This is a genomic window from Amycolatopsis sp. NPDC003731 (assembly GCF_053586895.1).
This window is the reverse complement of sequence record NZ_JBSFNC010000008.1, coordinates 71,297-91,621: the sequence shown is the minus strand read 5'-3', so window position 1 is coordinate 91,621 and position 20,325 is coordinate 71,297. Positions and strand designations below refer to the sequence as shown.

Sequence of the window (20,325 nt, the reverse complement as noted above, 5' to 3'; positions counted from 1 at the left end):
CCGGGCAGTACGACCTCACGATCGCCTACGCCCAGGCCGAGAAGAACACCGGCCACCCGTACAAGACGGACACGATCACCCGCACCCCGGTGGCCACCGAGGCAGGCGGCACGGTGACGCGAGCGCCCTACCGCCACAACTACACGTGGGACGGCTTCTGGCCGGAGACTTCGCCGATCGGGGCACCGCGGTGCAGCAGTCGCTTCTACGCCTCATGCTGTTACGGCGCGTGCAGCTTCGACCAGCCCTTCGCCACGCAGATGGCGGCCGGTGTCGTCGTCACCGTGCCGCGCCGGACGCGACTTTTGGAGGTATCCGTGTTGCGCACGCGATTCGGGGTGCTCGCCGTACTCATCCCGCTCGGCCTGACCGGTGTCCCCGCCGCCGCGGTGGCGGGGACACACGATGGGAAGAGCCCTCTCGACCCCGCGTTGGTCGCGGGTTCCGGGGCGAGCGAACTGACCACCAGCACCCGCCTGGCCGACCGGCGTTCGCTGATCACCGGTCCGGGGGCGTACGTGCTGGGCGACGCGTCGGGGCAGTACCCGGCCGCCGGGTTCCACATCCGCGGGGAAATGGGCGGGTTCTGGGCGCCGCCGATCAAGCTGCTCGACGGCCTCTGGTTCCGGGTGGGGGACCAGTGGCTGGGCAGCGGTACCACCGCCGTCGGCTACACCAGCGGCGACGGCTACGAACGCTTCCGCTACCAGACCACGGGCGGCCTGACAGCCGAGCGCGTCCAGTTCGTGCCGGACGGATCCGCCACCACCCTCATCGCGCTCAGCCTGCGCAGCCCGGTGAGCCGCACGGTCGATCTGCGGGTCGACGCTCACTCGGAGCTGTTGCCGGCCTACCCGTGGACGTCGACCACGCCGTCCTCGGCCGCCGTCGACTTGCCCGACACCGTGAGCACCGACGGAACGGCTCTGACTTTCCGCGAGACCGGGCCGTCGCCGGGAGCACGCCCGCACGACTACAGCGCGGTCGTCGCCGGCAGCCGGCGACCGGTGGCGACCGCCACGACGGGCACGCACCGAGGTCCGCAGGACCCGCCCGTGCTGTGCCCGCCGACCGGGACGGCTCCGCCTCGCTGCGATGACAGCGATGCCGGCAAGGGCGCCGGGGGTGCCCTCGACTACCGGGTCGACGTCTCGGCCCGCCGCACGAAAACGCTGTGGTTCGCGGTGGCCGGCTCGACCACGAACGCGACCGAAGCGACTCGTTCTGTCCAGACGGCGCTGGCCGGCCCGGCCGCCGCCTGGGCGGGCAAGCTCGCCGGACGACGTGCCGCCGTCGCGCCGACCCAGGTCGATCTGCCGGGTGACCGCGCGCTCCAGGCCGCTGTCCGGTGGAGCAAAAGCAACCTCGCGGATTCGGTGCAGCAGGCCCGGAACCTGCAGGTCCGGCCGGTGTCGGCGGGCACGAGCTACCCGCCAGCGGCCGGTACCGTCTCGTCCGCCCGGTGGATCGGTGCCGGGTTTCCCGACTACCCGTGGCTGTTCGGCACCGACGGGGAGTACAGCGCCTTCGCGGCCGTGGCGGCCGGCCGCTTCGACCTGGTCCGCGACCACCTGCGTGCCCTGCGCGACGTCAGCGACCTGGTCAACCAGCGCAGCGGAAAGATCGTGCACGAGGTCGTTTCCACCGGTGACGTGTACTTCGGCGCCAACGGCGACCCGGGCAACACCGACGAGACCGCGAAGTTCCCGAGCGTGGTCGCGCTGCTGTGGCGGTGGACCGGGGACAACCGGGTCCTCGACGACTTCTACGACCTCTCCGCCCGCGCGCTGAAGTACATCGCCACGAACCTCGACGCCGACCACGACGGCTGGCCCGAGGGGCTGGGCAACGTCGAGCGTCCCGGCATGGGCGCGGAAAAGCTCGACAACGCCGTCTACTACCTCCGCGGCCTCGCCGACCTCGCCGACATGGCCGAGAGCCGCGGGGACCACGCGACCGCCCGCTGGGCCCGAGCCCGGTTCGACGAGCTGCGCGGCCGGTTCGACGCCACCTGGTGGGCGGGCGACGACGCCGCCGGCTACGGCGACTCGCTGGGAGAGGACAACACGCCCGTCTTCCAGCGGCACTGGATCGGCCTGACCCCGCTCGAAGCCGCCATGCCAGGCGCGCGGGAACTGGCATCCCGGCGCCACGCGCAGGAAACCCTGCGACGCCGGGAACAGGCCTGCTACAGCGGCGACCTCGGCCTCTACCACACCGGGACGGGCCCGACCAGCGCTCCCGGCGGCAACCCCGGCCCCAGTTGCGACCAGGTTGTCACCGCGGTGCCGGCCGAGCGGGCCGTGTACTCGCTGAACACGGCGATCATGGCCGTGGCCGAAGGCAACCACGGCCGGCTCGGCCGCACCCAGCAGCAGCGCTACACCACCGCGAACACCCGGATCCAGCTCGATCCGGCAATCTGGGAGAAGCCGGGGGCGATGCCGGAAGTGGCTCCGTCGCCCGACTTCGCGGCGAACATCGACCGGCCGTTCACCGACCGCTCGATGGTGCTGCAGGCGTGGGGGACCTACGGCGTGCTCTGGCCGGTCGTGCACCAGCAACTCGGCGTCGACCCCGACCTGCCCCACGGCCGCATCGCGGTCGTCCCCCAGATCCCGCAGGGGCAGAACCGCATCTCCGGTTCGGACCTCCGGCTCGGCACCGGCTCCCTCGCCGTCCGGGCGACGACCACCGGAGCGAGCCTGACCACCTGGTTCTCCTGGACCGGAACCGCCGCGATCACGGTCGGCGCCGTCCTGCCGCCGGGGAGAACGGTCACCGGCGTCTCTTTCGGCGGCCGTCCGGTGCCCTACCGGCTGCTCTCCACTGCCCGAGGCGACCAGATCGAAGCGGACGTCACCAGCGGCTCGGGCGAACTTCAGGTGCGCCTTCGGTGAGCAGCTGCGGGCCGGTCCGGCATCAGGTCGCGCGTTCGGCGTCGCGGACGATCGAGCGGGCGAGCCACGCGAACACGTGGTTGTGCGCCGGTTTCTGGAGGTGCCAGTAGGCGTGGCCCAGCGGTGAGGCCGGGGCGAACCGCACCCGCTGCCGCAGCAGGCTCCCGGAACCGGCCGGGTCCGCGCGCAGGGTGAGTTCGGCGTCGCCGGGCAGGCGCATGTCCGCGGTCAACACGAGCTCGCGGTGGGTGTCGTCGCGGCGGCGGATCGTCCAGAAGTCGACGACGTCCCCGGTCACCGGCCGGTCGGGGCGACCGCGGTAGGCTCCCGCCCCGCCGAGCAGCCCGTCGAGCAGCCCGCGCAGGGCCCACGCCGGTGCGGGCGGGAACCGGCCGTGGTCGCCGCCGAGGGCGGTGATCGCCTGCCACAGCCGTTGCGGGGCCGCTTTTGCGAGTCGCGTGTGCTCCTCCAGGTACGCCGGACCGGCGGGTGCCTGCTGCACCGGAACCCCGAGTGCCGTGCGCAGGGCGTTGTCGAGGCTTGTCGGTCCGCCGGGCGGGGGCGGCAGGACGGATTCGACCGGGGTGTCGGCCGGAAGCAGGTCGTGTTCGAGCGACGCGAACAATGGGCCCGCGACGGCGGCGGGCACGGGCGAGGTCAGCCCGGCGATCCGCGCGGCGGCCTGGTGGGACCAGAACGGTGACGGCAAGGCGAGCGCGGCGGGCCGCCGCAGGAGGCGGGCGCAGCGCCGCACGAGGCCGTCGTAGCTGATGGCTTCCGGCCCGCTGACATCGAACCGGCCTCGCAGCGGCGAGTGGCCGGCCGCCGCCCGCAGGTAGTGGCGGACGTCAGCGAGCGCGACCGGGCGGCTGCGGCGGGCGGTCCACCGGGGCCGCGGCCGGAACGGCAGCCGGGCGGTGCGCGACAGCAGCTCCACCCCGGCCGATCCGCGGCCGAGGATCATCGACGCCTGCAGCGCGATGGCCGGGACCTCGCCGTCGAGCAGGATGCCGGCCACCTCGGAGCGGGACGCCAGGTGCGGCGACGTCGTGGCCGCCGGTCGTGGCCCCCCCAGGTAGACGAGCTGCCGGACCCCGGCGGCTGAGGCCGTGGCGGCGAGGCGCTGTGCGATGACGCGGTCTCGGCGGGCGAAGTCCGGGCGGGCCAGCGAGTGCACGAGGTGGAAGACCACGTCCGCGCCGTCGCACGCAGTCTCGAGGGCGCGCGGGTCCGCGGCGTCCCCGAGCGTCACGCCGATCCGGTGCGGGAAGCCGTGCTCCGCCGTGCGGGAGAGGACATGGACCGGGTGCCCGGCGGCGGCAAGGTCGGCGACGAGCGCCCGGCCGACGAAACCGGTCGCGCCCAGCACCGTGCAGCGGGGAGCGTGCGGTTCCGGCGTCATCGCGAGCCCGGGATCGGCCGGCCGGCGACGGTGCCGCGCCCGGCGTCGCCGGGGCAGGCGTAAGGGTGCGGCGGGCTGCTGCCGGCCATGCGACGTCCTTCCCTAGGCGATGCAGAGGCGTCACAAACGTAAGGCGTCGGGGCCGCGACTGCCTGGGGAGTGGAGCTGTCACGCGCTCGGGGCAAGCGATGCTGCCGGTTGGTTCTCGCGCGCTGTGCGGGATAAGTGCAGGTAGACTCAGCGTCGGACGACTACCCTGGATGTCGCCCAGCCCAAGGATTTGCATCGTCTTTGTATCGCAGTGCCGGATGGCGGGCTCGACGCCCTGCCGCGGAGGTGCCATGCAGCCGAACTTCCCTCTCGGGGTGTCGCTGATCCGGGAGCGGATGCGCGACGCACTGTTCGCTCGGGTGGCGGGGCCCGACGGGCCGCGCAACCGCGCCCGCATCCACGGTGCGCCGGGGGAACGCTGGTTCGGGCCGGACAGCGCGATCCGGCGGGTGCACGGGGACACGGCCATGTTCGTGGGCGGTCTGCGCGCGCTGCTGCTGCAGTCGCTGCACCCGCTGGCGATGGCGGCGGTCGCCGCGCACTCGGGCTACCGCGGCGATCCGTGGGGCCGGCTGCAGCGCACGAGCACCTTCCTCGCCGAGACGACGTTCGGCACGGCCGAAGACGCCCAGCGTGCGGTCGAAACCGTGCGCTCGGTCCACCGGCGGGTGCGGGGAGTGGCCCCGGACGGGCGGCCGTACCGGGCCGACGACCCGCAGCTGCTGGCGTGGGTGCACATCGCCGAAGTCGACAGCTTCTTGCGCGCCCACCAGCGGTACGGTGCGCAGCCTCTCGACGAGGCGGGGTGCGACGCCTACGTCGCCGAGACAGCCGTGATCGCCCGGGCACTCGGCGTGCCCGACCCGCCGGTGACCCGGGCCGGGCTCGACCTGGCGCTCGCCGCGTACCGGCCGGAGTTGCGCGGTACCCCGGAAGCTCGGCAAGCCGCCCGGTTCCTCCTGCTCACCCCGCCGGTCCCGTGGCCGGCGCGGCTTCCTTACGCGGCACTGGCAGCCTCGGCGGTGGCGCTGCTGCCGGCGTGGACGCGGCCGCAACTGCGCATCCCGCGGCTGCCGGTCGCCGAAGCGACCGTCGTCCGGCTTGCCGGGCACAGCTTGGTGAAGGTCGTGCGCTGGGCGATGACCGCGGCCTGAGCGGCGCCCGGATCCGCATCCCGTACGTCGATGCGTACGGCCGGGATTCTGCTCATCCTCGCCGCCGTGCCGATCAGGCGGCAACCGAGATGGTGGCATCAGGCTGGGCGCAGTTCCAGGGTGCAGGTTCGTAGCCCCGGTCGAGCAGGCGTCTGCTGCCTGCCGAGAACGCGCCGGGGTAGTGGGCGATGGTGTCGGCGTCGAGAGGCAGCAGGGCGGTGTCCAGGTGGTAGAAGCACGCGTCGACCAACCGCAGGGAGATCACCGGGTAGCCGAGGAACTCCTGAGCCTCCAGTGCGTGTCGTGTTCGGTGCGGAAGCCGGTGCCCGCCAGGACATGCCCCCCGGTGAAGGGGAAATCGCCCTCTCCCTCGCCGAACCCTTCGGACATCGCGACGGTGTAACCGTGCCACGAACGCACGGCCGCCGACCACGACCGCGCCGTTGGCGGTGAACACCATGTCCGGCAAGCCGGGTATCGGAGCCAGCAAGCCCTGTCGACATCCCGGCTCATGCGCCCGGTACCAACGCCAGAACGCGGGCGGGAAACGCTGTGGCGCTACGGGCCTTGCCGACGCCGACGACCACCGTGGCGCCGAGCGGCGGCACTTCGGACAGGCCGGCCATCATCTCCACCTGGTAGCGGTCGTGCTCGAAGACCCGGGCCTCCGCCGGGTGTTGCCTGCCGGCGATCTCCTCGGCGTCCGATCCGTCGGCGTCACGGGTGACCCGGTGGCCCGGGTCGGTGTCGATCGTCTCGTAGCCTCCGGCGGGACGGTTCGGCGGACAGGTCGATGACCACCAACGACAGCACCAGTTCGTCCGGCCGCAACTGATCCACTGTGCGTCCGCCCGCACACATGTGCGCGGGCGCGTCCACGTGGGTCGCCCAGGCACCCGGCATGCTGTGCCGCTGCAGGTCGAACGGTGTCTACGGTGCCTCGCGAGGTCAACCCGTTAGCGTGACGGCGTGACCCGATTCGCCACGCCGGTCGAGACGGGACGGCGCGTGTGTGCTGTCCGCGGCGACGCCTTCCCGGAATAGCTGTTCGACCTCAGTTCCGCGTCCCGGCTGTTGCTCCAGCCGTTCGATCAGCAGGCTGCGCGCGTACGAATCGCCGCGGCGGCTAGGCGACGCTGGCGGTCGGCCAGGTGCCGTCCTCGACCAGGCGGTGGGTCACCCGGAGGATCTCGGTGGCGGCGACCTCGGCAGCGGGCGGGATACGGCCGGCTCGTGGCAATGCCAGGACGATCGTGCGGGAGATCGCGGGGTCGGCGATCGGGCCGCCCCGCAGGCGCCCGACTGCCACGTCTTCGGCGACGCCCGCCGCGGGGAGGACGCTCCACCCGGTGCCGGCGGCCACCAGCTTCTTCTGCACCGGCATCGAGTTGGTCTGGCACGCGATCGTGGGCACCGTGCCGAGTGCTTCGTCCACGAGGGTGCGCAGGCCGTGTCCCGCGACCGGCAGGATCAGCGGGTTCTCGCACACCCGGTCCCAGGTGAGCGCTTCGCGGCCGAGTTCCGCGTCGGGGGGAGCGATCGCCCACAAAGCTTCGCTCAGCAACGGGGTGACGGCGATCGACGGTGTCGAGTTCACGTTGTACAGCAGGCTCATGTCCACCGCGCCGTCGTCGAGCCACTGCCGCAGGTGACCGGAAAACGCGCTCAGGATCCGCACCTCGATGCCCGGGTGCCGGCGCCCCAGCACCTCCACCAACGGCGCGGCCACGAGTTCGACGGTGCTCTCCAGCAGCCCGATCGTCACGATGCCGCGCACGTGCTCGCGGTCCGGGCGGATTTCGGCGCGGGCCCGGTCCAGTTCGAGCAGCGCGCGTCTCGCGCGCTCGGCGAGGACCTCGCCCGCCGGGGTGAGGGTCATCCCCTGGCGGCTGCGCTCGAAGAGCGGCACCCCGATCTCGTCCTCGAGGGCGCGGATGTACCGGCTGACCGCGGGCTGCACGACGTGGAGCAGGCGCGCCGCTTTGGTGACGCTCCCGGTGTCGGCAACGGTCACCAGCGCCAAGAGCTGTTTGAGTTCCACCCCGTCCTCCCGCCATGCCGGACCGGTCTAGGGATATCACGGATTGGCATTTCCCTCGACCTGTCATCACGGGACAGGATGACAGTCATGTACGAACTCAGCGCAGACGAGACCGCGATCGTCGACGTCGTCCGCGAGTGGGTCGACCGCGAGGTCGAGCCCGTGGTGCGAGAACTGGAGCACGCCGACACCTACCCCGAAGCCCTGATCGAGCAGATGAAGCGCATGGGCATCTTCGGGCTCGCCGTCCCGGAGCCGTGGAACGACGCCGGGGTGTCCACCCCGTGCTACGCGGCCGTGACCGAGGAGCTCGCCCGCGGGTGGATGAGCCTCGCCGGCGCGATGGGCGGGCACAGCGTCGTCGCCAAGCTCCTGCTCCACTACGGAACCCCGGCGCAGCGGGACCATTACCTGCCGAAGCTGGCCACCGGCGAGATCCGGGCGACCATGGCGCTCACCGAACCCGGCGGCGGCTCCGACCTGCAGGCCATCCGGACCGAGGCGCGCAAGGACGGAGACAGCTACGTCGTCAACGGATCCAAGACCTGGATCACCAACGCCCGCCGCGCCCAGCTCGTCGCGCTGCTGTGCCGCACCGATCGGACCGCCGAGCCGAAGCACCGCGGCATCAGCATTCTGCTGGTCGAGAAGGGGCCCGGTTTCGAAGTGTCCCGGGACCTGCCGAAGCTCGGCTACAAGGGCGTCGAAAGCTGCGAGCTGTCCTTCAGCGACTTCCGCGTGCCCCGCAGCTCGTTGTTGGGCACCGTCGAAGGCGAGGGGTTCACGCAGATGATGCGCGGGCTCGAGATCGGCCGCATCCAGGTGGCGGCGCGGGCGCTCGGGGTCGGCGCCGCCGCGCTCGCCCGGTCGATTCGCTACAGCCAGGAGCGCGAAAGCTTCGGGCAGCCGATCTGGCAGCACCAGTCGATCGGCAACCACCTGGCCGACATGGCGACCGGGCTGACCGCGGCCCGGCAGCTCGTGCAGTACGCCGCCCGCCGCTACGACTCCGGCGAGCGCGCGGACATGGAAGCGGGGATGGCGAAGCTGTTCGCCTCCGAGACGGCCATGAAGATCGCGCTCGACGCGGTGCGGATCCACGGCGGCTACGGCTACTCGACGGAGTTCGACGTCGAGCGGTACTTCCGCGACGCGCCGCTGATGATCGTGGGCGAGGGCACCAACGAGATCCAGCGGACCGTCATCGCGCGCCAGCTCATCAAGCGGAACCCGGTCCGATGAGGCCCGAAGCCACCTGGCTCTTCGTACCCGGCAACGTCCCTCGGCGCTTCGCCAAGGCGGCGGCCGCGGGCGCCGACGCCGTCGTCATCGACCTCGAAGACGCGGTGCGGCCCGAGGACAAGGACACCGCCCGTGCCGAGACGCTCCGCTGGCTGTCCGACGGCGGACAGGCCTGGGTTCGTCTCAACGCCGCCGGAACGCCGTGGTTCGACGCGGACGTCGACGCTGTCGCCGGCGCGTCCGGGCTACTCGGCGTGCTCGTGCCGAAGTCCGAGGACCCGGCGGCCTTGGCCGCGTTGTCGGCGCGGCTGGACACCGCGGTGGTCGCGCTGGTCGAGACCGCGGCCGGACTGCACCGCGTGCACGACGTCGCCGCCGCGCCCGGGGTGACCCGGCTCGCGTTCGGCTCGCTCGACCTGGCCGCCGACCTCGGAGCCGACGACACCGCCGAGGCGATGCTGTTCGCGCGAAGCACGATCGTGCTCGCCTCCCGGGTGGCCGGCCTGCCGGCGCCGATCGACGGCGTCACGACCGTCATCGACGACGCCGACGCGGTCACCACGGCGGCTCGCTACGCCCGGAGCCTCGGTTTCCGCGGCAAGCTCTGCATCCACCCGGCCCAGATCGCGCCCACGGCCCGGGGCCTGGCCCCCAGCGAAGACGAAATCGCGTGGGCCCGTGAAGTGCTCCAGGCGGCCGAGGAATCGCCGGGCGCGGTCACCGGTCCCGGCGGACGAATGATCGACAAGCCCGTGCTCGACCGGGCCCGCGCCCTCCTCCGGCCCTGAAGCGCCGGCCACGAAAGGGTTTCCATGCTTCCTCTCGAAGGCACGACCGTCGTCGCGCTGGAACAAGCGGTCGCCGCGCCCTTCGCGACGCGGCAGCTCGCCGACCTCGGCGCCCGCGTCATCAAGGTCGAACGCCCCGGCGCCGGGGACTTCGCCCGCGGCTACGACCGGACGGTCCACGGCGACTCCAGCTACTTCGTCTGGCTCAACCGTGGCAAGGAGTCGATCGAGCTGGACATCAAGGACCCGGCCGACCGCCGCGTGCTCGACGCGATGATCGCGGCCGCCGACGTGGTGGTCCAGAACCTCGCACCGGGTGCGGTGGGCCGCCTCGGGCTCGACGCCGCGACGCTGCGGGCGGCCCGTCCCGACCTCGTCCACTGCTCGATCTCGGGCTACGGCTCCGGCGGCCCATACGCGGGGAAGAAGGCTTACGACCTGTTGATCCAGTGCGAGGCCGGGCTCGTCGCCGCCACCGGCACGCCGGAGGAGCCGAGCAAGGCCGGGATTTCGGTCGCGGACATCGCGACGGGCATGTACGCCTACTCGGGCATCCTCACCGCGCTGCTGCGCCGAGCCACCACGGGCGTCGGTGCGACCGTCGAGGTCGCCATGCTCGACGCGCTGGGGGAGTGGATGGTGCAACCGGCGTATAACGCGGTCTACGGCGGTGCGGAGACCCGCCGGACCGGGGCGAAGCACGCGTCGATCGCCCCTTACGGTCCTTATCGGGCCGGCGACGGCAACCAGGTTTTCCTGGCCGTCCAAAGCGACCGCGAATGGGCTCGGCTGTGCCGGGAGGTGCTCCGGCGGCCGGACCTGGCCGACGACCCGCGGTTCGCCCACAACCCGGAACGCGTCGCCCACGACCACCTGATCGGGCCGCTGATCGAAGCGGCGTTCGCCGCGTCCGGCGCCGACCAGGTCGTCGCACTGCTCGGCGAGGCCGGGATCGCCTGCGCCCGCCTGCGCCGGCCGGGTGAGCTCCTCGACCATCCGCAGCTCGCCGGGCGTGATCGCTGGCAGCAGGTCCGGACTCCCGGTGGTGCCGTCCGGGCCTTGCTGCCGCCGGTCGACATCGACGAAGTCGAGCCGGTGCCGGGCCCGGTGCCCCGGCTGGGCGAGCACAACGACGCCCTCCGCGCCGAATTCGAGGAGGTCACCCCGTGACCGAGCACACCGAAGTGCTGCAACCGGAGCCCGCCGTGGCCCTCGCCCGGCTGCTCGGCGTCGACCTGCCGGACCTGGAGACCGACGGACTTCCGCTGCTGTGGCACTGGGTCTACCTGCTCGACCGGCCGCACCAGGCCGATCTCGGGCCGGACGGCCATCCCGTGCGTGGGGTCGGCCCGGCGCCGGGTCGTCGGCGCATGGCGGCCGGGGGCCGGGTCACCCGCATCGCGCCGCTGGTCGTCGGGCGGCCGGCGACCCGGCGCAGCGAAGTCGTGTCGACGACGGACAAGACGGGCCGTTCGGGCCCGCTGACCTTCGTCGTCGTCCGGCACACCATCAGCCAGGACGGCGCGGTGAAGGTCGTCGAGGACCAGGACATCGCCTACCGCGCCGCCGCGTCCACGCCGGTCTCGGCGTCGGCGGGCCCGCCGGTGCCCCTTGAAGCGGACGAGCGGGAGTTCCCGGTCGACCCCACCGTCCTGTTCCGCTTCTCGGCGTTGACCTACAACGCCCACCGCATCCACTACGACCGCGACTACGCCCGAGACGTCGAGGGCTACCCGGGGCTGGTCGTCCACGGCCCGCTGCAGGCGCTGGCCATGGCGGAAACCGTCCGCGCAACCGGCGCCACGGCCACCTCGATCGGCTACCGCGTCGTCGCGCCGCTGTTCGACCACCAGGGTCTGGTGGTGCGCGCCATCGGCGACGGGGTTTCCGTTCGTGACCACAGTGGCCGGACCACCGCGACCGGCCAGGTCGAAACGCTTACTGGAGAGAGGAAAGCACGATGAAGGCCGCAATCGTCCGGCAAGCCGGGATCGTCGAAATCGACGACGTGCCTCGTCCCTCGATCGACGAGGGGGACGTCCTGGTCCGCATCCGGGCCGCCGGGCTCAACCGCGCCGACGTGCTCGTCCGGGACGGAAAGTTCGCCGAACAACCGCCATTCCCGATCATCCTCGGTGTCGAAGGCGCCGGAGACGTCGCGGCGGTCGGCAGCGCGGTCACGAACGTCGAGGTCGGGCAACGCGTGGTCGTGCTGCCCATGCTCGGCTGCGGCGTATGTGCCGCCTGCCGGTCTGATGGGGACAGTCGTTGCCGCGAGCTGAAGTTCCTCGGCGAGCACACCGACGGCACCTACGCCGAATACCTCGCCGTCCCGGCCCGCAACGCCATCCCGGCGCCGGAGTCGCTGACCTACGTGGACCTGGCGGCGAGCCTGCTCGCGTACCTGACGGCCTGGCACATGCTGGTGACACGCGGCGGCCTGCAGCCCGGTGAAACCGCGCTGGTCGTCGGCGCCGGTAGCGGCGTGGGCACAGCCGCGGTGCAGCTCGCCCACGCCGTCGGCGCGCGGGTCATCGCCACCACCGGCACCGACGACAAGCGAGATCTGCTGCGGGGAATCGGCGCCGACGACGTCGTGAACTACCGGCACGTGCCCGAATTCGGCGCCGCGGTCCGCTCGCTGACGGACGGGCGGGGCGTCGACCTCGTCCACAACTCGGCGGGCGGCGCGACCATCCAGGAGTCCATCCGCGCACTGCGCCCCGGCGGCCGGCTGATCGGCATGGGCTCGCACTCCGGCCCGCGCGCCGACATCGACCTGTACAGCCTCTACCGCCACGAGATCGACTTCCGCGGGGCGCACGCCGGGGACCTCCGCGAAGTCCCCGACGTCCTCGCGCTGCTCGCCGCGGGGAAGGCGCGACCCGTGGTCGACTCGGTGTTCCCCTTGGCCGACTTGGCCCGGGCCCACGAACGGCTGGTGAGCCCGGACCGCTTCGGCAAGGTCGTGCTGACGATCGGCTGATCAGTCGATCGCTTTGTCCTTCGTCTCGGGCATCGTCAGGTAGCCGACCAGGCCGATCGCGGCGGCGATCGCGCAGTACAGCCACACCCACGACCCGAGCCCGTGGGTGGTCAGCCACGTCGTGAGGTACGGGACGGTGCCGCCGAACACCGCGACCGACAACGCGTAGGGGAGACCGATGCCGGTCGCCCGGACCTCCGGCGGGAACTGCTCCGCCATGACCGCAGCGACGTTGGCCGAGTAGCCGAGCAGCAGGACCAGCCCGGCCACCTGGACGAGCAGCAGCAGCCGGAAATCCCCGTTCAGCAGCCGGAACGCGGGCCACGCGAGCAGCAGGAACCCGCCGGCGAACGCCACCAGGGTGGGCTTGCGGCCGATCCGGTCGGACAGCATCCCGGCGAACGGCAGCAGGACCACGAAGGTGACGAGCCCGATGACGTTGGCCAGCAACGCCTGGTTGAGCGGGATGTGCGTGGACACGGCCGCGTAAGTGGGCAGGTACGTCAGCCACATGTTGTAGAGCACGACTCCGGCGATGTTGAGGCCGAAGACGCGCAACGCCGCCTTCGGGTGCTCCCGCAGCATCGTCACCAGGGCGTTGCGCCGGGGGCCGCGGGCGCGGTGGAACGAAGCCGTTTCCGCCACCGAGCGACGCAGCCAGAGGCCGATGAGCCCGAACAGCGAAGCGACCACGAACGCCAGGCGCCAGCCCCAGCTGTCCACCGCCTGCCGGGGCAGCGCCGACGTCACGATCGCGCCCATACCCGAAGCGATGAGAATGCCGACACCGACCGACACCTGCTGCCACGAGCCGGCGAACGCCCGGCGGCCGGGGCCGGCGGACTCCACGAGGAAGGCCGACGCCGAACCGAATTCGCCTCCGGCGGCGAAACCCTGCGCCATGCGCGCGATCACCAGGATGACGGGCGCCGCGAAGCCGACCTGGGCGTAGGACGGCGAGACGCCGATGACGAACGTCGCCGCCGCCATCAGGCCGATCGTGAGCACCAGGCCCTTCTTGCGGCCGTGCCGGTCGGCGTAGGCGCCCATGATCGCGGCGCCGATCGGCCGCACGACGAAGCCGACGGCGAAGATGGCCAAAGTGGACAGCAGGGCCGCACTGTCGTTGCCCGGTGGGAAGAAGTGGTGCGCGAAGACGGACGAGAACGTCGTGTACACCGCCCAGTCGATGAACTCGACGGCGTTGCCGATGCTGCCGGCGACGAGCGCCCGGCGGTTGCCCCGCCCGGTCGCTTCCGCCGCGGTGCCGAGCCGAGTGGCTTCCATGGTCGTTCTCCCTCAGTTTTCGGGGGCCATCAGCCGGGCCCGGATCGGTGCGGACCGCGCGACGTCCGCGATCGTGAGCGCCATCGCCAGGCCGCCGTCGCGGACGAACCGGTCGCCTTCCGCGCTGCCGGCCGCGGACGCGAAGGCGGCGGTGTGGTTCCCGTCTTCCGCCGGGAGGTCGAACGACAGCATCGGGTGCAGCGCGGGGATCACCTGCGAGACGTTGCCCATGTCGGTCGAGCCGAAGAGCTTGTCCGGGTAGTCCGGGAACGTGCGGCCCAAGGTCTTCGCGTGGGCCTCGAACAGCGCGGCCAGATCCGGGTCGTGCCGGAACTCGCGGTACAGCGACGGCTGGGTGGTGAAGTCCACTGCGGTCCCGGCCGCGAGCGCGCCGGCCTCGAAGCACCGGCGGACCCGCGCCCAGACCTCGTCGACTTCGGCGATGGTGTCGCAGCGGATCATGCACTCGGCCACGACCCGATCGGGGATGACGTTCACGGCCGAACCGGCCTCCTGCACGACGCAGTGGACCCGGACGCCGTCGCGCAGTTGCTGCCGCAGCAGTCCGATGGCGGTTTGCGCGACCACCACCGCGTCGGCGGCGTTCAGCGCGTTCCACGGGCGCGACGCGTGGCCGCCCCGGCCGGTGTACTCGATCCGCCACGACCGCGAGGCCCGGAACCGGGGACTGACGACGTCCTTCAGCGACGGGTGCACCATCATGGCCGCGTGCGTCCCGGTGAAGACACCGCGGTTGACCATGATCTCCTTGCCGGTGCCGCGTTCCTCCGCCGGCGTGCCGAACACCTTGAGCGTCAGCCCCAGCTCGTCGGCGAACGGCGCCAGCGCCAGGGCCGCGCCCACGGCCGCCGCCGCGATCGTGTTGTGCCCGCAGCCGTGCCCGATCCCGGGGAGCGCGTCCATTTCGGCGCAGATGCCGAAGACCAGGTCACCCGTGCCCACCGAGGCCACGAACGCCGTGGGCAGGTCGGCGACACCCTTCTCGACGGCGAATCCGTGCTGAGCCAGGACGTCGGTGATGGCGGCCGAGGTCCGGTGCTCCTCGAAGGCGAGCTCCGGATCGGCGTTGATCGTGTGCGACAGCGCCAAGACGTCGTCGAGGTGCTGCGCGAAGGCGTTTTCGATGCCGGTCATCGCCACACCTCGCCCAGCAGCCGCAGGATGTTTCCGCCGAGCACGGCGGTGATCTCGTCGTCGCGGTACCCGTGCTCGACGAGCCAGCCGGCGATGTTGCGGAAGTTCTCGGTCGGGTTCTCGAGCCCGTCGACGTGGCTGACCCGCTCCCACTCGAGATCGCCCGCGTCGAACACGGTGGACGAGCCGATCACGTCGGAGATGGCCTTCTGGAAGGCGGCGTGGTCGCCGTAGAGCGTGTCCGGGCCGAACGCGACGTGCTCGATGCCCATCAGCTCGACGGCGTGCGTGAAGTGGTCCATCACCGACTCGATGGACTGCGCCCGGTGGTCGTAGGACACGGTCGTGTGCGGCGCCGCCTCGATGCCCAGGACGCCACCGCGTTCCGCGCACGCCTTGAGGACTTCGTCCGGTTTCATCCGGGCGATGGGCCACACCGCCCGCGCGCCGGCGTGCGTGATCGCGACGGGCTTGGCCGACGCTTCGATCGCGTCCAGGCTGGTCCGGTCGCTCGCGTGGGAGACGTCGATGAGCATGCCCACGGCGTTCATGCGCTCGACCGCGCGCCTGCCGAAGGCGGTCAGGCCGCCGTCGCGCTGTTCCTTCTGGCCGCTGCCGAGCGTGTTGGCCTCCGCGTAGACCAGGCCCATCTGCCGGATGCCCAGTCCGTAGAGGACGTCGATGCGGTCCAGCTCGTTCTCGATCATCCCGGCGGACTCGGTGCCCATGACGAAGGCGACGTGCCCGTCGCGCTGGGCGCCGAGGATGTCGCCGACGGTGCGGGCGACGACGACGCCGTCCTGGTGGGCGAGGTCGGCCAGGCGCAGGCCGAGCGTCGTGATCAGGTCGTCCCACTTCCAGCCCGCCCGGCGGGTGCTGCCGATGACGCCGAACCAGTTGTCGAAGACCGCGGTCAAACCGGACCGGCGCAGCTCGGTGAACGCGGTGAACTCGTGCTTGGCGCGCAGGAAGCCGGGCGCGTCCGCGAAGTCCGCCGGGAGCAGCTGGGGGTGGTCGTGGAAGCTGATGGTGACGTTGTCGGCGAGCAGGCGGTCGATCCGGCCGTCGTCCGAGCCGGCGGTGAAGCGGCTCCGGCGGGCGTCCGGATCGGCCAGTTCGACGGCGGGGAAATCGGTTCCGCGCCGGAGGTAGGGGAAGGATTCGTAGTCGTCGGGTTTCGCGGCGGGGCTGTACATCGAGACGCTCCTTGGTGGTCGGTGGCGGCTAGGCGGTGGCAGCGCGCCGGACGGTGCCGTCGTCGTCCACGACGATCGCCGGGTCCAAGGCCCTGGACGCCTCGGCGACCTGCGCGAGGATCGACGCGGCGACGTCCGGCCGGGGGAGGACCGGCTGGCTGTCCGGGTCGAGTTCGATCGGATCGAGGCGGAGGGTGGGCCCGCCGGGGACACCCAGCCCGACGCGGAACACGGCGCTCTCGAACCACGGGCCGCGCACCAGGGCGGGCTGGTAGGGCGCCGCCGGGTGGGCGTCTTGCTTCGGCACCATCGCTTCGGCGTTCCAGCCGTCGCACCAGTCGAAGACGAAGTTGCCGGTGGAGTACAGGATCAGCCCGTTCCGGTAGAACTCCACGGGGTGCAGGCAGTGCGGGTGGTGCCCGATGACGAGGTCGACGCCCGCGTCGACCAGCCGCCGGGCCAGGGGCTGCTGGTACTCGGCGAGCGGACCCTGTGTCGCAGGCAGGTAACAATGGGGGACACCCCAGTGGAGCGCGACGACGACGAAGTCGTTGTGCTGCTTCGCTTCCCGGACCAAGGCTTCGGCCGTGCGCACGTCGGGCTCGTGGGCGTCGGAATGGACGAAGGGCGGCGTGCCCGGTGTCTCGTCCAGGAAGCCGCTGTCGTACTCGAAGGACTGACGCACCCGGATGGCGCCGATGCCGGCGCGGTCCGTGGTCGCGTCGAAGCCCCGCGGTAGCGCGCAGCAGAAGCTGAAGAACGCCAGGCTTTCGCCGCCGGCTGAGACGACCCGGGCGCGCGTCGCTTCGGCACGCGTCTCGCCGAAACCGGCGTGGCCGACTCCCGCGGCGTCCAGCGCGCGGACGGTGTCGCGCATCCCGTCGGCGCCGTAGTCCAGCGCGTGGTTCATCGCCAGCGACACCAGGTCGAACCCGAAAGCGGCCAGTTCCGCGGCGCCCGACGTCGGGGCCCGCATGGCGACCAGCTTTTCCGCGCGCTGTCCTCGCCCGGTGAGCGGAACTTCGAGGTTGCCGATCGTCAGGTCGCCGCCGCGCAGGAGGTCGAACGCCGACGCGCCGGGGTCCGCACCACCGGGGCGGCGCGGCCACCCCGAGATCACGACATCGCCAACGACAGTCAGATCCATGCGAACTCCGTTCCTTATTGTGGCACGCTGTGCCGCACAGTAGACCGACGTCGGCGGGATTGTAAAGAAACCGCTGTGCCGGGATGAGGTACGGCAGTGCGTCCAGTGGTACGGTCGTAGCCTCATGGGCACCCCAGGCGACGGCGGCGAACCGGACAAGCCGAACAGCAGCATCCGGTCGATGAACAGCGTGCTGAGCACCCTTCGCGTCTTCGAAGAAGTCGCGGTGCGGCAGCCGATCGGCGTCTCGGAACTGGCCCGGGTGACGGGCATCCCGAAAAGCTCGGTCCAGCGCTGCCTGGTCACCCTCGAACAGGCCCGCTGGCTCCGGATCGTGGATCGGGAGCACGCGCGGTGGGGCGTCACGATGAAGGCGCTCGTGCTGGGGCTGCGCAGCGCGGGCGAGCAGGACCTGCGCGAAGTGGCGACGCCGGTCATCAAGGGATTGGCCGCCGAGACCGGCGAGACGGTGCTCCTCGGCCTGCGCGACGGCGCCGAATACCTGATCGTCGCGCGCGAGGACAGCACGCAGCTCGTTCGCGTCTTCATGGAGATCGGCACGCGGGTGCCCCTCGGGGCGAGCTCGGGCGGCGTCGCGATCCTCGCCCGCCTCGAACCCGGCGAGGTCGGCGAACTCCTGCGGGCCGAGCCCCGGGAGTTCGAGGGCGCGCCGCTGCTCGGTCCCGACGAGCTGCGGGAGGAGATCGCGCGGACCGCCGCGCGTGGCTACGCCGTGAACATGTCGTCGTGGTACCGCCCGCACGTCGCTTCCCTCGGCGCGGCGGTCACCAACGCGGCCGGACGACCCATCGCGGCGGTCACGCTGAGCATCCCGGAAATGCGGTACCAGCCCGCACAGGAAGAGCAGCTGGCGAAGAAGGTCGTCGCGGCCGCGGACGAGATCAGCCGCCTGCTGGCGTCCCCGTGACGGCCCGCGCGCGCACGACGCCGGCGATGAGCGCGGCCGTCCCCTCCGGTGCCTCCACCGGGAAGTGGTGACTGCCGAGGTCGACGAGCACCACGTCGGCCCGGCCCGCCAGCCGGTCGATGGCTTCCGGGGTGACCAGGTCGCGCACGCCGAACACGGTGACCGGCTGCTGGGCACCGGCGAGCGCCGCGTCCATGTCCCAGGCGACGAGACCCTCGAACGCCCGGGTCCCCGCCGGCTGCCGCACCGCGGCCATCTTGGCGAAGTGCGCGTCCTTGAGCGCCGGGTCGGTCCCCGGCGGCGAACCGGCCTCGACCATGGCGCGGACCAGCCCGGCGAAGTCGTCCCGCAGCGGTCGCAGCAACCCTTCGGCCTCTTCGTCGCTCATGGCGCCGAAGAGGAAGAGGTAGTGCAGGGCGTCGAGCGCGACGATGTGCCGGACCCGCTCGGGACGCAGCCGGCCGGTCTCGACCGCCACCGCGCCGCCGAGTGAGTGCCCGGCGACGACGCCGTCGGTCACCTCTTCGGCATCGAGGACCGCGGCGACGTCGCGCGCGAACTCCTCGATCGTCCAGGTGGCGCGCGCCGAGCGCGATTCGCCGTGCTCGGCGAGATCGACCGCGAGCACGCGGAACTCGTCCGGCAAGAACCGGGTCAGCGCGTCGAAGTCCGTCCGGTTACACGCCCAGCCGTGGACGAAGACGACCGTGGGGCCCTCGTCCGGTCCGCTGAGCGAGTACCGGATGGACGTGTCGTCGGGTCGGTGGACTTCGCGGCTTTCCGTCACCCGGGTCGTCACCATGCCTGCTCCTCGTGCCACTATGCGATACGACGTATCGGTGAGTAGCATGACGGTAAGTGCGCCGTCGGACCATGTCAATCGCCGAGTCAAGGAGCAGCGGGATGCCGCCGAATCTCTTCAGCCCGCTCGAGATCCGCGGGGTGCGCCTGCCGAACCGGGTGGTCGTGTCGCCCATGTGGCAGTACTCCGGAGTGGACGGCCGTCCGACGTCGACGCACACCGTCCACTACGGACGGCTGGCCGAAGGCGGAGCGGGGCTGGTCATCCAGGAGGGCACGACCGTGGACCGGCGTGGCCGCGGCACCGTGGGCGACCTCGGTCTGTGGGAGGACGGCGTGGTTCCGCTCTACGCGCAGCTCGTGGAGGTCGTCAAAGCCGGTGGCGCGGTGCCGGGCATCCAGCTGATCCACGCCGGCCGCAAGGGGCGCCGGAACCCGCCGTGGATCCCCGGCACGCCACTGCCGTCTCCGGCCTGGCCACTGCTCGCGCCCAGCGCGGTCCCCATGGGACCGGAGGGCTTCGACACTCCGGTCGAAATGACGCTGCGCGACATCGAAGACACGGTGACGGCATTCGCGGACGCCGCTCGACGGGCGGACGACGCGGGGTACGAGGTGCTCGAACTGCAGGCGGCCCACGGCTACCTGATCCACAGCTTCCTCTCGCCGCTGGCCAACCGGCGCACCGACCACTACGGCGGGTCGACGGAGAACCGGTTCCGGTTCCTCGTGGAGATCGTCGACCGCATCCGGACGGTCTGGCCGGACCGCAAGGCGCTTTTCGTCCGTCTTTCGTGCGTCGATGTCGAGTGGACGATCGACCGGACCGTCGAGCTGGCCGTCGAGTTGAAGGCTCGCGGCGTCGACGTCATCGACTGCAGCTCCGGAGGGATCACCGGGCTGCCGTACCCGGGCTTGAAAACCGGCTACGGCTACCAGGTGCCGTACGCGCAGCATATCCGCGAGCGGACGGCGAGCAGGACGATGGCCGTGGGGCACATCGTCCGTGCCGCCCAAGCCCAGTCCATCATCGAGCACGGCCGGGCGGACCTGGTCGCGCTCGGCCGCGAGTTGCTCTACAACCCGAACTGGCCCCTGGACGCCGCGCGGAAACTGGGCGTGCCCGATCCGTACGCCCACGCCCCGGCGCGCATTTCGCACTGGCTGAGCAAGCGGGAGCAGAGCTTCCCGGGATTCGTGCCGTCCACCGGCGGTGAGCCGGCCTGAGCCGCGCTGAGCGCCCCGAC

18 protein-coding genes are annotated in these 20,325 nt (G+C 71.8%); 9 read left to right on the top strand and 9 right to left on the bottom strand.

Features of this window, described 5'->3' with window-relative positions; genetic code table 11:
• Positions 1-89: 89 nt before the first annotated feature.
• Complete coding sequence (locus ACWDN5_RS05615; protein WP_449674765.1) at positions 90-2,900, top strand: hypothetical protein; 2,811 nt, start codon at positions 90-92, stop codon at positions 2,898-2,900.
• Positions 2,901-2,922: 22 nt separating this feature from the next.
• On the opposite strand, the gene ACWDN5_RS05610 is transcribed toward ACWDN5_RS05615, so the two are convergent.
• Positions 2,923-4,302, bottom strand: coding sequence for a DUF2867 domain-containing protein (locus tag ACWDN5_RS05610; RefSeq protein ID WP_449674763.1), 1,380 nt, complete (start codon positions 4,300-4,302; stop codon positions 2,923-2,925).
• 341 nt (positions 4,303-4,643) lie between these two features.
• On the opposite strand from ACWDN5_RS05610, the gene ACWDN5_RS05605 reads away from it, so the two are divergent.
• Positions 4,644-5,507 carry an oxygenase MpaB family protein gene (locus ACWDN5_RS05605; RefSeq protein WP_449674761.1) on the top strand — a complete coding sequence of 288 codons (864 nt, stop codon included), beginning with the start codon at positions 4,644-4,646 and terminating at the stop codon, positions 5,505-5,507.
• Positions 5,508-5,580: 73 nt separating this feature from the next.
• On the opposite strand, the gene ACWDN5_RS05600 is transcribed toward ACWDN5_RS05605, so the two are convergent.
• The 3 genes from ACWDN5_RS05600 to ACWDN5_RS05590 all read right to left on the bottom strand — a co-directional run bounded on the left by ACWDN5_RS05600 (position 5,581) and on the right by ACWDN5_RS05590 (position 7,548).
• Positions 5,581-5,772, bottom strand: a complete 192-nt coding sequence (locus ACWDN5_RS05600; RefSeq protein ID WP_449674759.1) for a hypothetical protein — start codon at positions 5,770-5,772, stop codon at positions 5,581-5,583.
• A gap of 452 nt (positions 5,773-6,224) precedes the next feature.
• Entirely contained in the window at positions 6,225-6,368 is a 144-nt protein-coding gene (locus tag ACWDN5_RS05595; RefSeq protein ID WP_449674818.1) for a hypothetical protein, read from the bottom strand.
• 265 nt (positions 6,369-6,633) lie between these two features.
• The gene (locus tag ACWDN5_RS05590; RefSeq protein ID WP_449674757.1) at positions 6,634-7,548 is read right to left on the bottom strand and encodes a LysR family transcriptional regulator; all 915 of its coding nucleotides are present in this window, start codon (positions 7,546-7,548) and stop codon (positions 6,634-6,636) included.
• An 87-nt stretch (positions 7,549-7,635) separates the two neighbouring features.
• Between ACWDN5_RS05590 and ACWDN5_RS05585 the strand changes: the two genes are divergently transcribed.
• Genes ACWDN5_RS05585 through ACWDN5_RS05565 form a run of 5 tightly spaced genes read left to right on the top strand, consistent with a single transcriptional unit; the run spans position 7,636 to position 12,564 of the window.
• Positions 7,636-8,790 carry an acyl-CoA dehydrogenase family protein gene (locus tag ACWDN5_RS05585; RefSeq protein WP_449674755.1) on the top strand — a complete coding sequence of 385 codons (1,155 nt, stop codon included), beginning with the start codon at positions 7,636-7,638 and terminating at the stop codon, positions 8,788-8,790.
• Complete coding sequence (locus ACWDN5_RS05580) at positions 8,787-9,578, top strand: HpcH/HpaI aldolase/citrate lyase family protein (protein WP_449674753.1); 792 nt, start codon at positions 8,787-8,789, stop codon at positions 9,576-9,578. The genes ACWDN5_RS05585 and ACWDN5_RS05580 overlap by 4 nt, the downstream gene beginning before the upstream one ends.
• 24 nt (positions 9,579-9,602) lie before the next feature.
• Positions 9,603-10,748 (top strand): CaiB/BaiF CoA transferase family protein, encoded by a 1,146-nt coding sequence (locus tag ACWDN5_RS05575; RefSeq protein WP_449674751.1) that lies wholly within the window; start codon positions 9,603-9,605, stop codon positions 10,746-10,748.
• The gene (locus ACWDN5_RS05570) at positions 10,745-11,542 is read left to right on the top strand and encodes an FAS1-like dehydratase domain-containing protein (protein WP_449674749.1); all 798 of its coding nucleotides are present in this window, start codon (positions 10,745-10,747) and stop codon (positions 11,540-11,542) included. Before ACWDN5_RS05575 ends, ACWDN5_RS05570 begins: the two co-directional genes overlap by 4 nt.
• Positions 11,539-12,564, top strand: coding sequence for a zinc-binding dehydrogenase (locus ACWDN5_RS05565; protein ID WP_449674747.1), 1,026 nt, complete (start codon positions 11,539-11,541; stop codon positions 12,562-12,564). Before ACWDN5_RS05570 ends, ACWDN5_RS05565 begins: the two co-directional genes overlap by 4 nt.
• On the opposite strand, the gene ACWDN5_RS05560 is transcribed toward ACWDN5_RS05565, so the two are convergent.
• The 4 genes from ACWDN5_RS05560 to ACWDN5_RS05545 are packed head-to-tail and all read right to left on the bottom strand — an operon-like array spanning position 12,565 to position 17,349.
• A complete protein-coding gene (locus tag ACWDN5_RS05560) occupies positions 12,565-13,851 on the bottom strand; it encodes an MFS transporter (RefSeq protein WP_449674745.1) in 1,287 nt (428 codons plus the stop codon).
• 12 nt (positions 13,852-13,863) lie between these two features.
• On the bottom strand, positions 13,864-15,006 hold the full coding sequence (locus ACWDN5_RS05555) for a M20 family metallopeptidase (RefSeq protein WP_449674743.1): 1,143 nt from the start codon (positions 15,004-15,006) through the stop codon (positions 13,864-13,866).
• Positions 15,003-16,202 carry a dipeptidase gene (locus ACWDN5_RS05550; protein WP_449674741.1) on the bottom strand — a complete coding sequence of 400 codons (1,200 nt, stop codon included), beginning with the start codon at positions 16,200-16,202 and terminating at the stop codon, positions 15,003-15,005. The genes ACWDN5_RS05555 and ACWDN5_RS05550 overlap by 4 nt, the downstream gene beginning before the upstream one ends.
• Before the next feature lie 28 nt (positions 16,203-16,230).
• Entirely contained in the window at positions 16,231-17,349 is a 1,119-nt protein-coding gene (locus ACWDN5_RS05545; RefSeq protein ID WP_449674740.1) for a CapA family protein, read from the bottom strand.
• A gap of 124 nt (positions 17,350-17,473) precedes the next feature.
• Here ACWDN5_RS05545 and ACWDN5_RS05540 point away from each other — a divergent pair, with 124 nt between their 5' ends.
• Positions 17,474-18,277, top strand: coding sequence for an IclR family transcriptional regulator (locus ACWDN5_RS05540; protein ID WP_310971786.1), 804 nt, complete (start codon positions 17,474-17,476; stop codon positions 18,275-18,277).
• Here the strand turns inward: ACWDN5_RS05540 and ACWDN5_RS05535 are convergent.
• On the bottom strand, positions 18,252-19,079 hold the full coding sequence (locus ACWDN5_RS05535; protein WP_449674738.1) for an alpha/beta fold hydrolase: 828 nt from the start codon (positions 19,077-19,079) through the stop codon (positions 18,252-18,254). The genes ACWDN5_RS05540 and ACWDN5_RS05535 overlap by 26 nt on opposite strands.
• A 101-nt stretch (positions 19,080-19,180) precedes the next feature.
• Here ACWDN5_RS05535 and ACWDN5_RS05530 point away from each other — a divergent pair, with 101 nt between their 5' ends.
• On the top strand, positions 19,181-20,305 hold the full coding sequence (locus tag ACWDN5_RS05530; RefSeq protein ID WP_449674736.1) for an NADH:flavin oxidoreductase/NADH oxidase: 1,125 nt from the start codon (positions 19,181-19,183) through the stop codon (positions 20,303-20,305).
• Positions 20,306-20,325: the final 20 nt, after the last annotated feature.

Bases quoted from the DNA above. Each gene is read 5' to 3' on its own strand.
- ACWDN5_RS05610 (WP_449674763.1), bottom strand. From the start codon at position 4,302: ATGACGCCGGAACCGCACGCTCCCCGCTGCACGGTGCTGGGCGCGACC.
- ACWDN5_RS05605 (WP_449674761.1), top strand. From the start codon at position 4,644: ATGCAGCCGAACTTCCCTCTCGGGGTGTCGCTGATCCGGGAGCGGATG.
- ACWDN5_RS05595 (WP_449674818.1), bottom strand. From the start codon at position 6,368: ATGTGTGCGGGCGGACGCACAGTGGATCAGTTGCGGCCGGACGAACTG.
- ACWDN5_RS05585 (WP_449674755.1), top strand. From the start codon at position 7,636: ATGTACGAACTCAGCGCAGACGAGACCGCGATCGTCGACGTCGTCCGC.
- ACWDN5_RS05580 (WP_449674753.1), top strand. From the start codon at position 8,787: ATGAGGCCCGAAGCCACCTGGCTCTTCGTACCCGGCAACGTCCCTCGG.
- ACWDN5_RS05575 (WP_449674751.1), top strand. From the start codon at position 9,603: ATGCTTCCTCTCGAAGGCACGACCGTCGTCGCGCTGGAACAAGCGGTC.
- ACWDN5_RS05565 (WP_449674747.1), top strand. From the start codon at position 11,539: ATGAAGGCCGCAATCGTCCGGCAAGCCGGGATCGTCGAAATCGACGAC.
- ACWDN5_RS05560 (WP_449674745.1), bottom strand. From the start codon at position 13,851: ATGGAAGCCACTCGGCTCGGCACCGCGGCGGAAGCGACCGGGCGGGGC.
- ACWDN5_RS05555 (WP_449674743.1), bottom strand. From the start codon at position 15,006: ATGACCGGCATCGAAAACGCCTTCGCGCAGCACCTCGACGACGTCTTG.
- ACWDN5_RS05550 (WP_449674741.1), bottom strand. From the start codon at position 16,202: ATGTACAGCCCCGCCGCGAAACCCGACGACTACGAATCCTTCCCCTAC.
- ACWDN5_RS05545 (WP_449674740.1), bottom strand. From the start codon at position 17,349: ATGGATCTGACTGTCGTTGGCGATGTCGTGATCTCGGGGTGGCCGCGC.
- ACWDN5_RS05540 (WP_310971786.1), top strand. From the start codon at position 17,474: ATGGGCACCCCAGGCGACGGCGGCGAACCGGACAAGCCGAACAGCAGC.
- ACWDN5_RS05535 (WP_449674738.1), bottom strand. From the start codon at position 19,079: ATGGTGACGACCCGGGTGACGGAAAGCCGCGAAGTCCACCGACCCGAC.
- ACWDN5_RS05530 (WP_449674736.1), top strand. From the start codon at position 19,181: ATGCCGCCGAATCTCTTCAGCCCGCTCGAGATCCGCGGGGTGCGCCTG.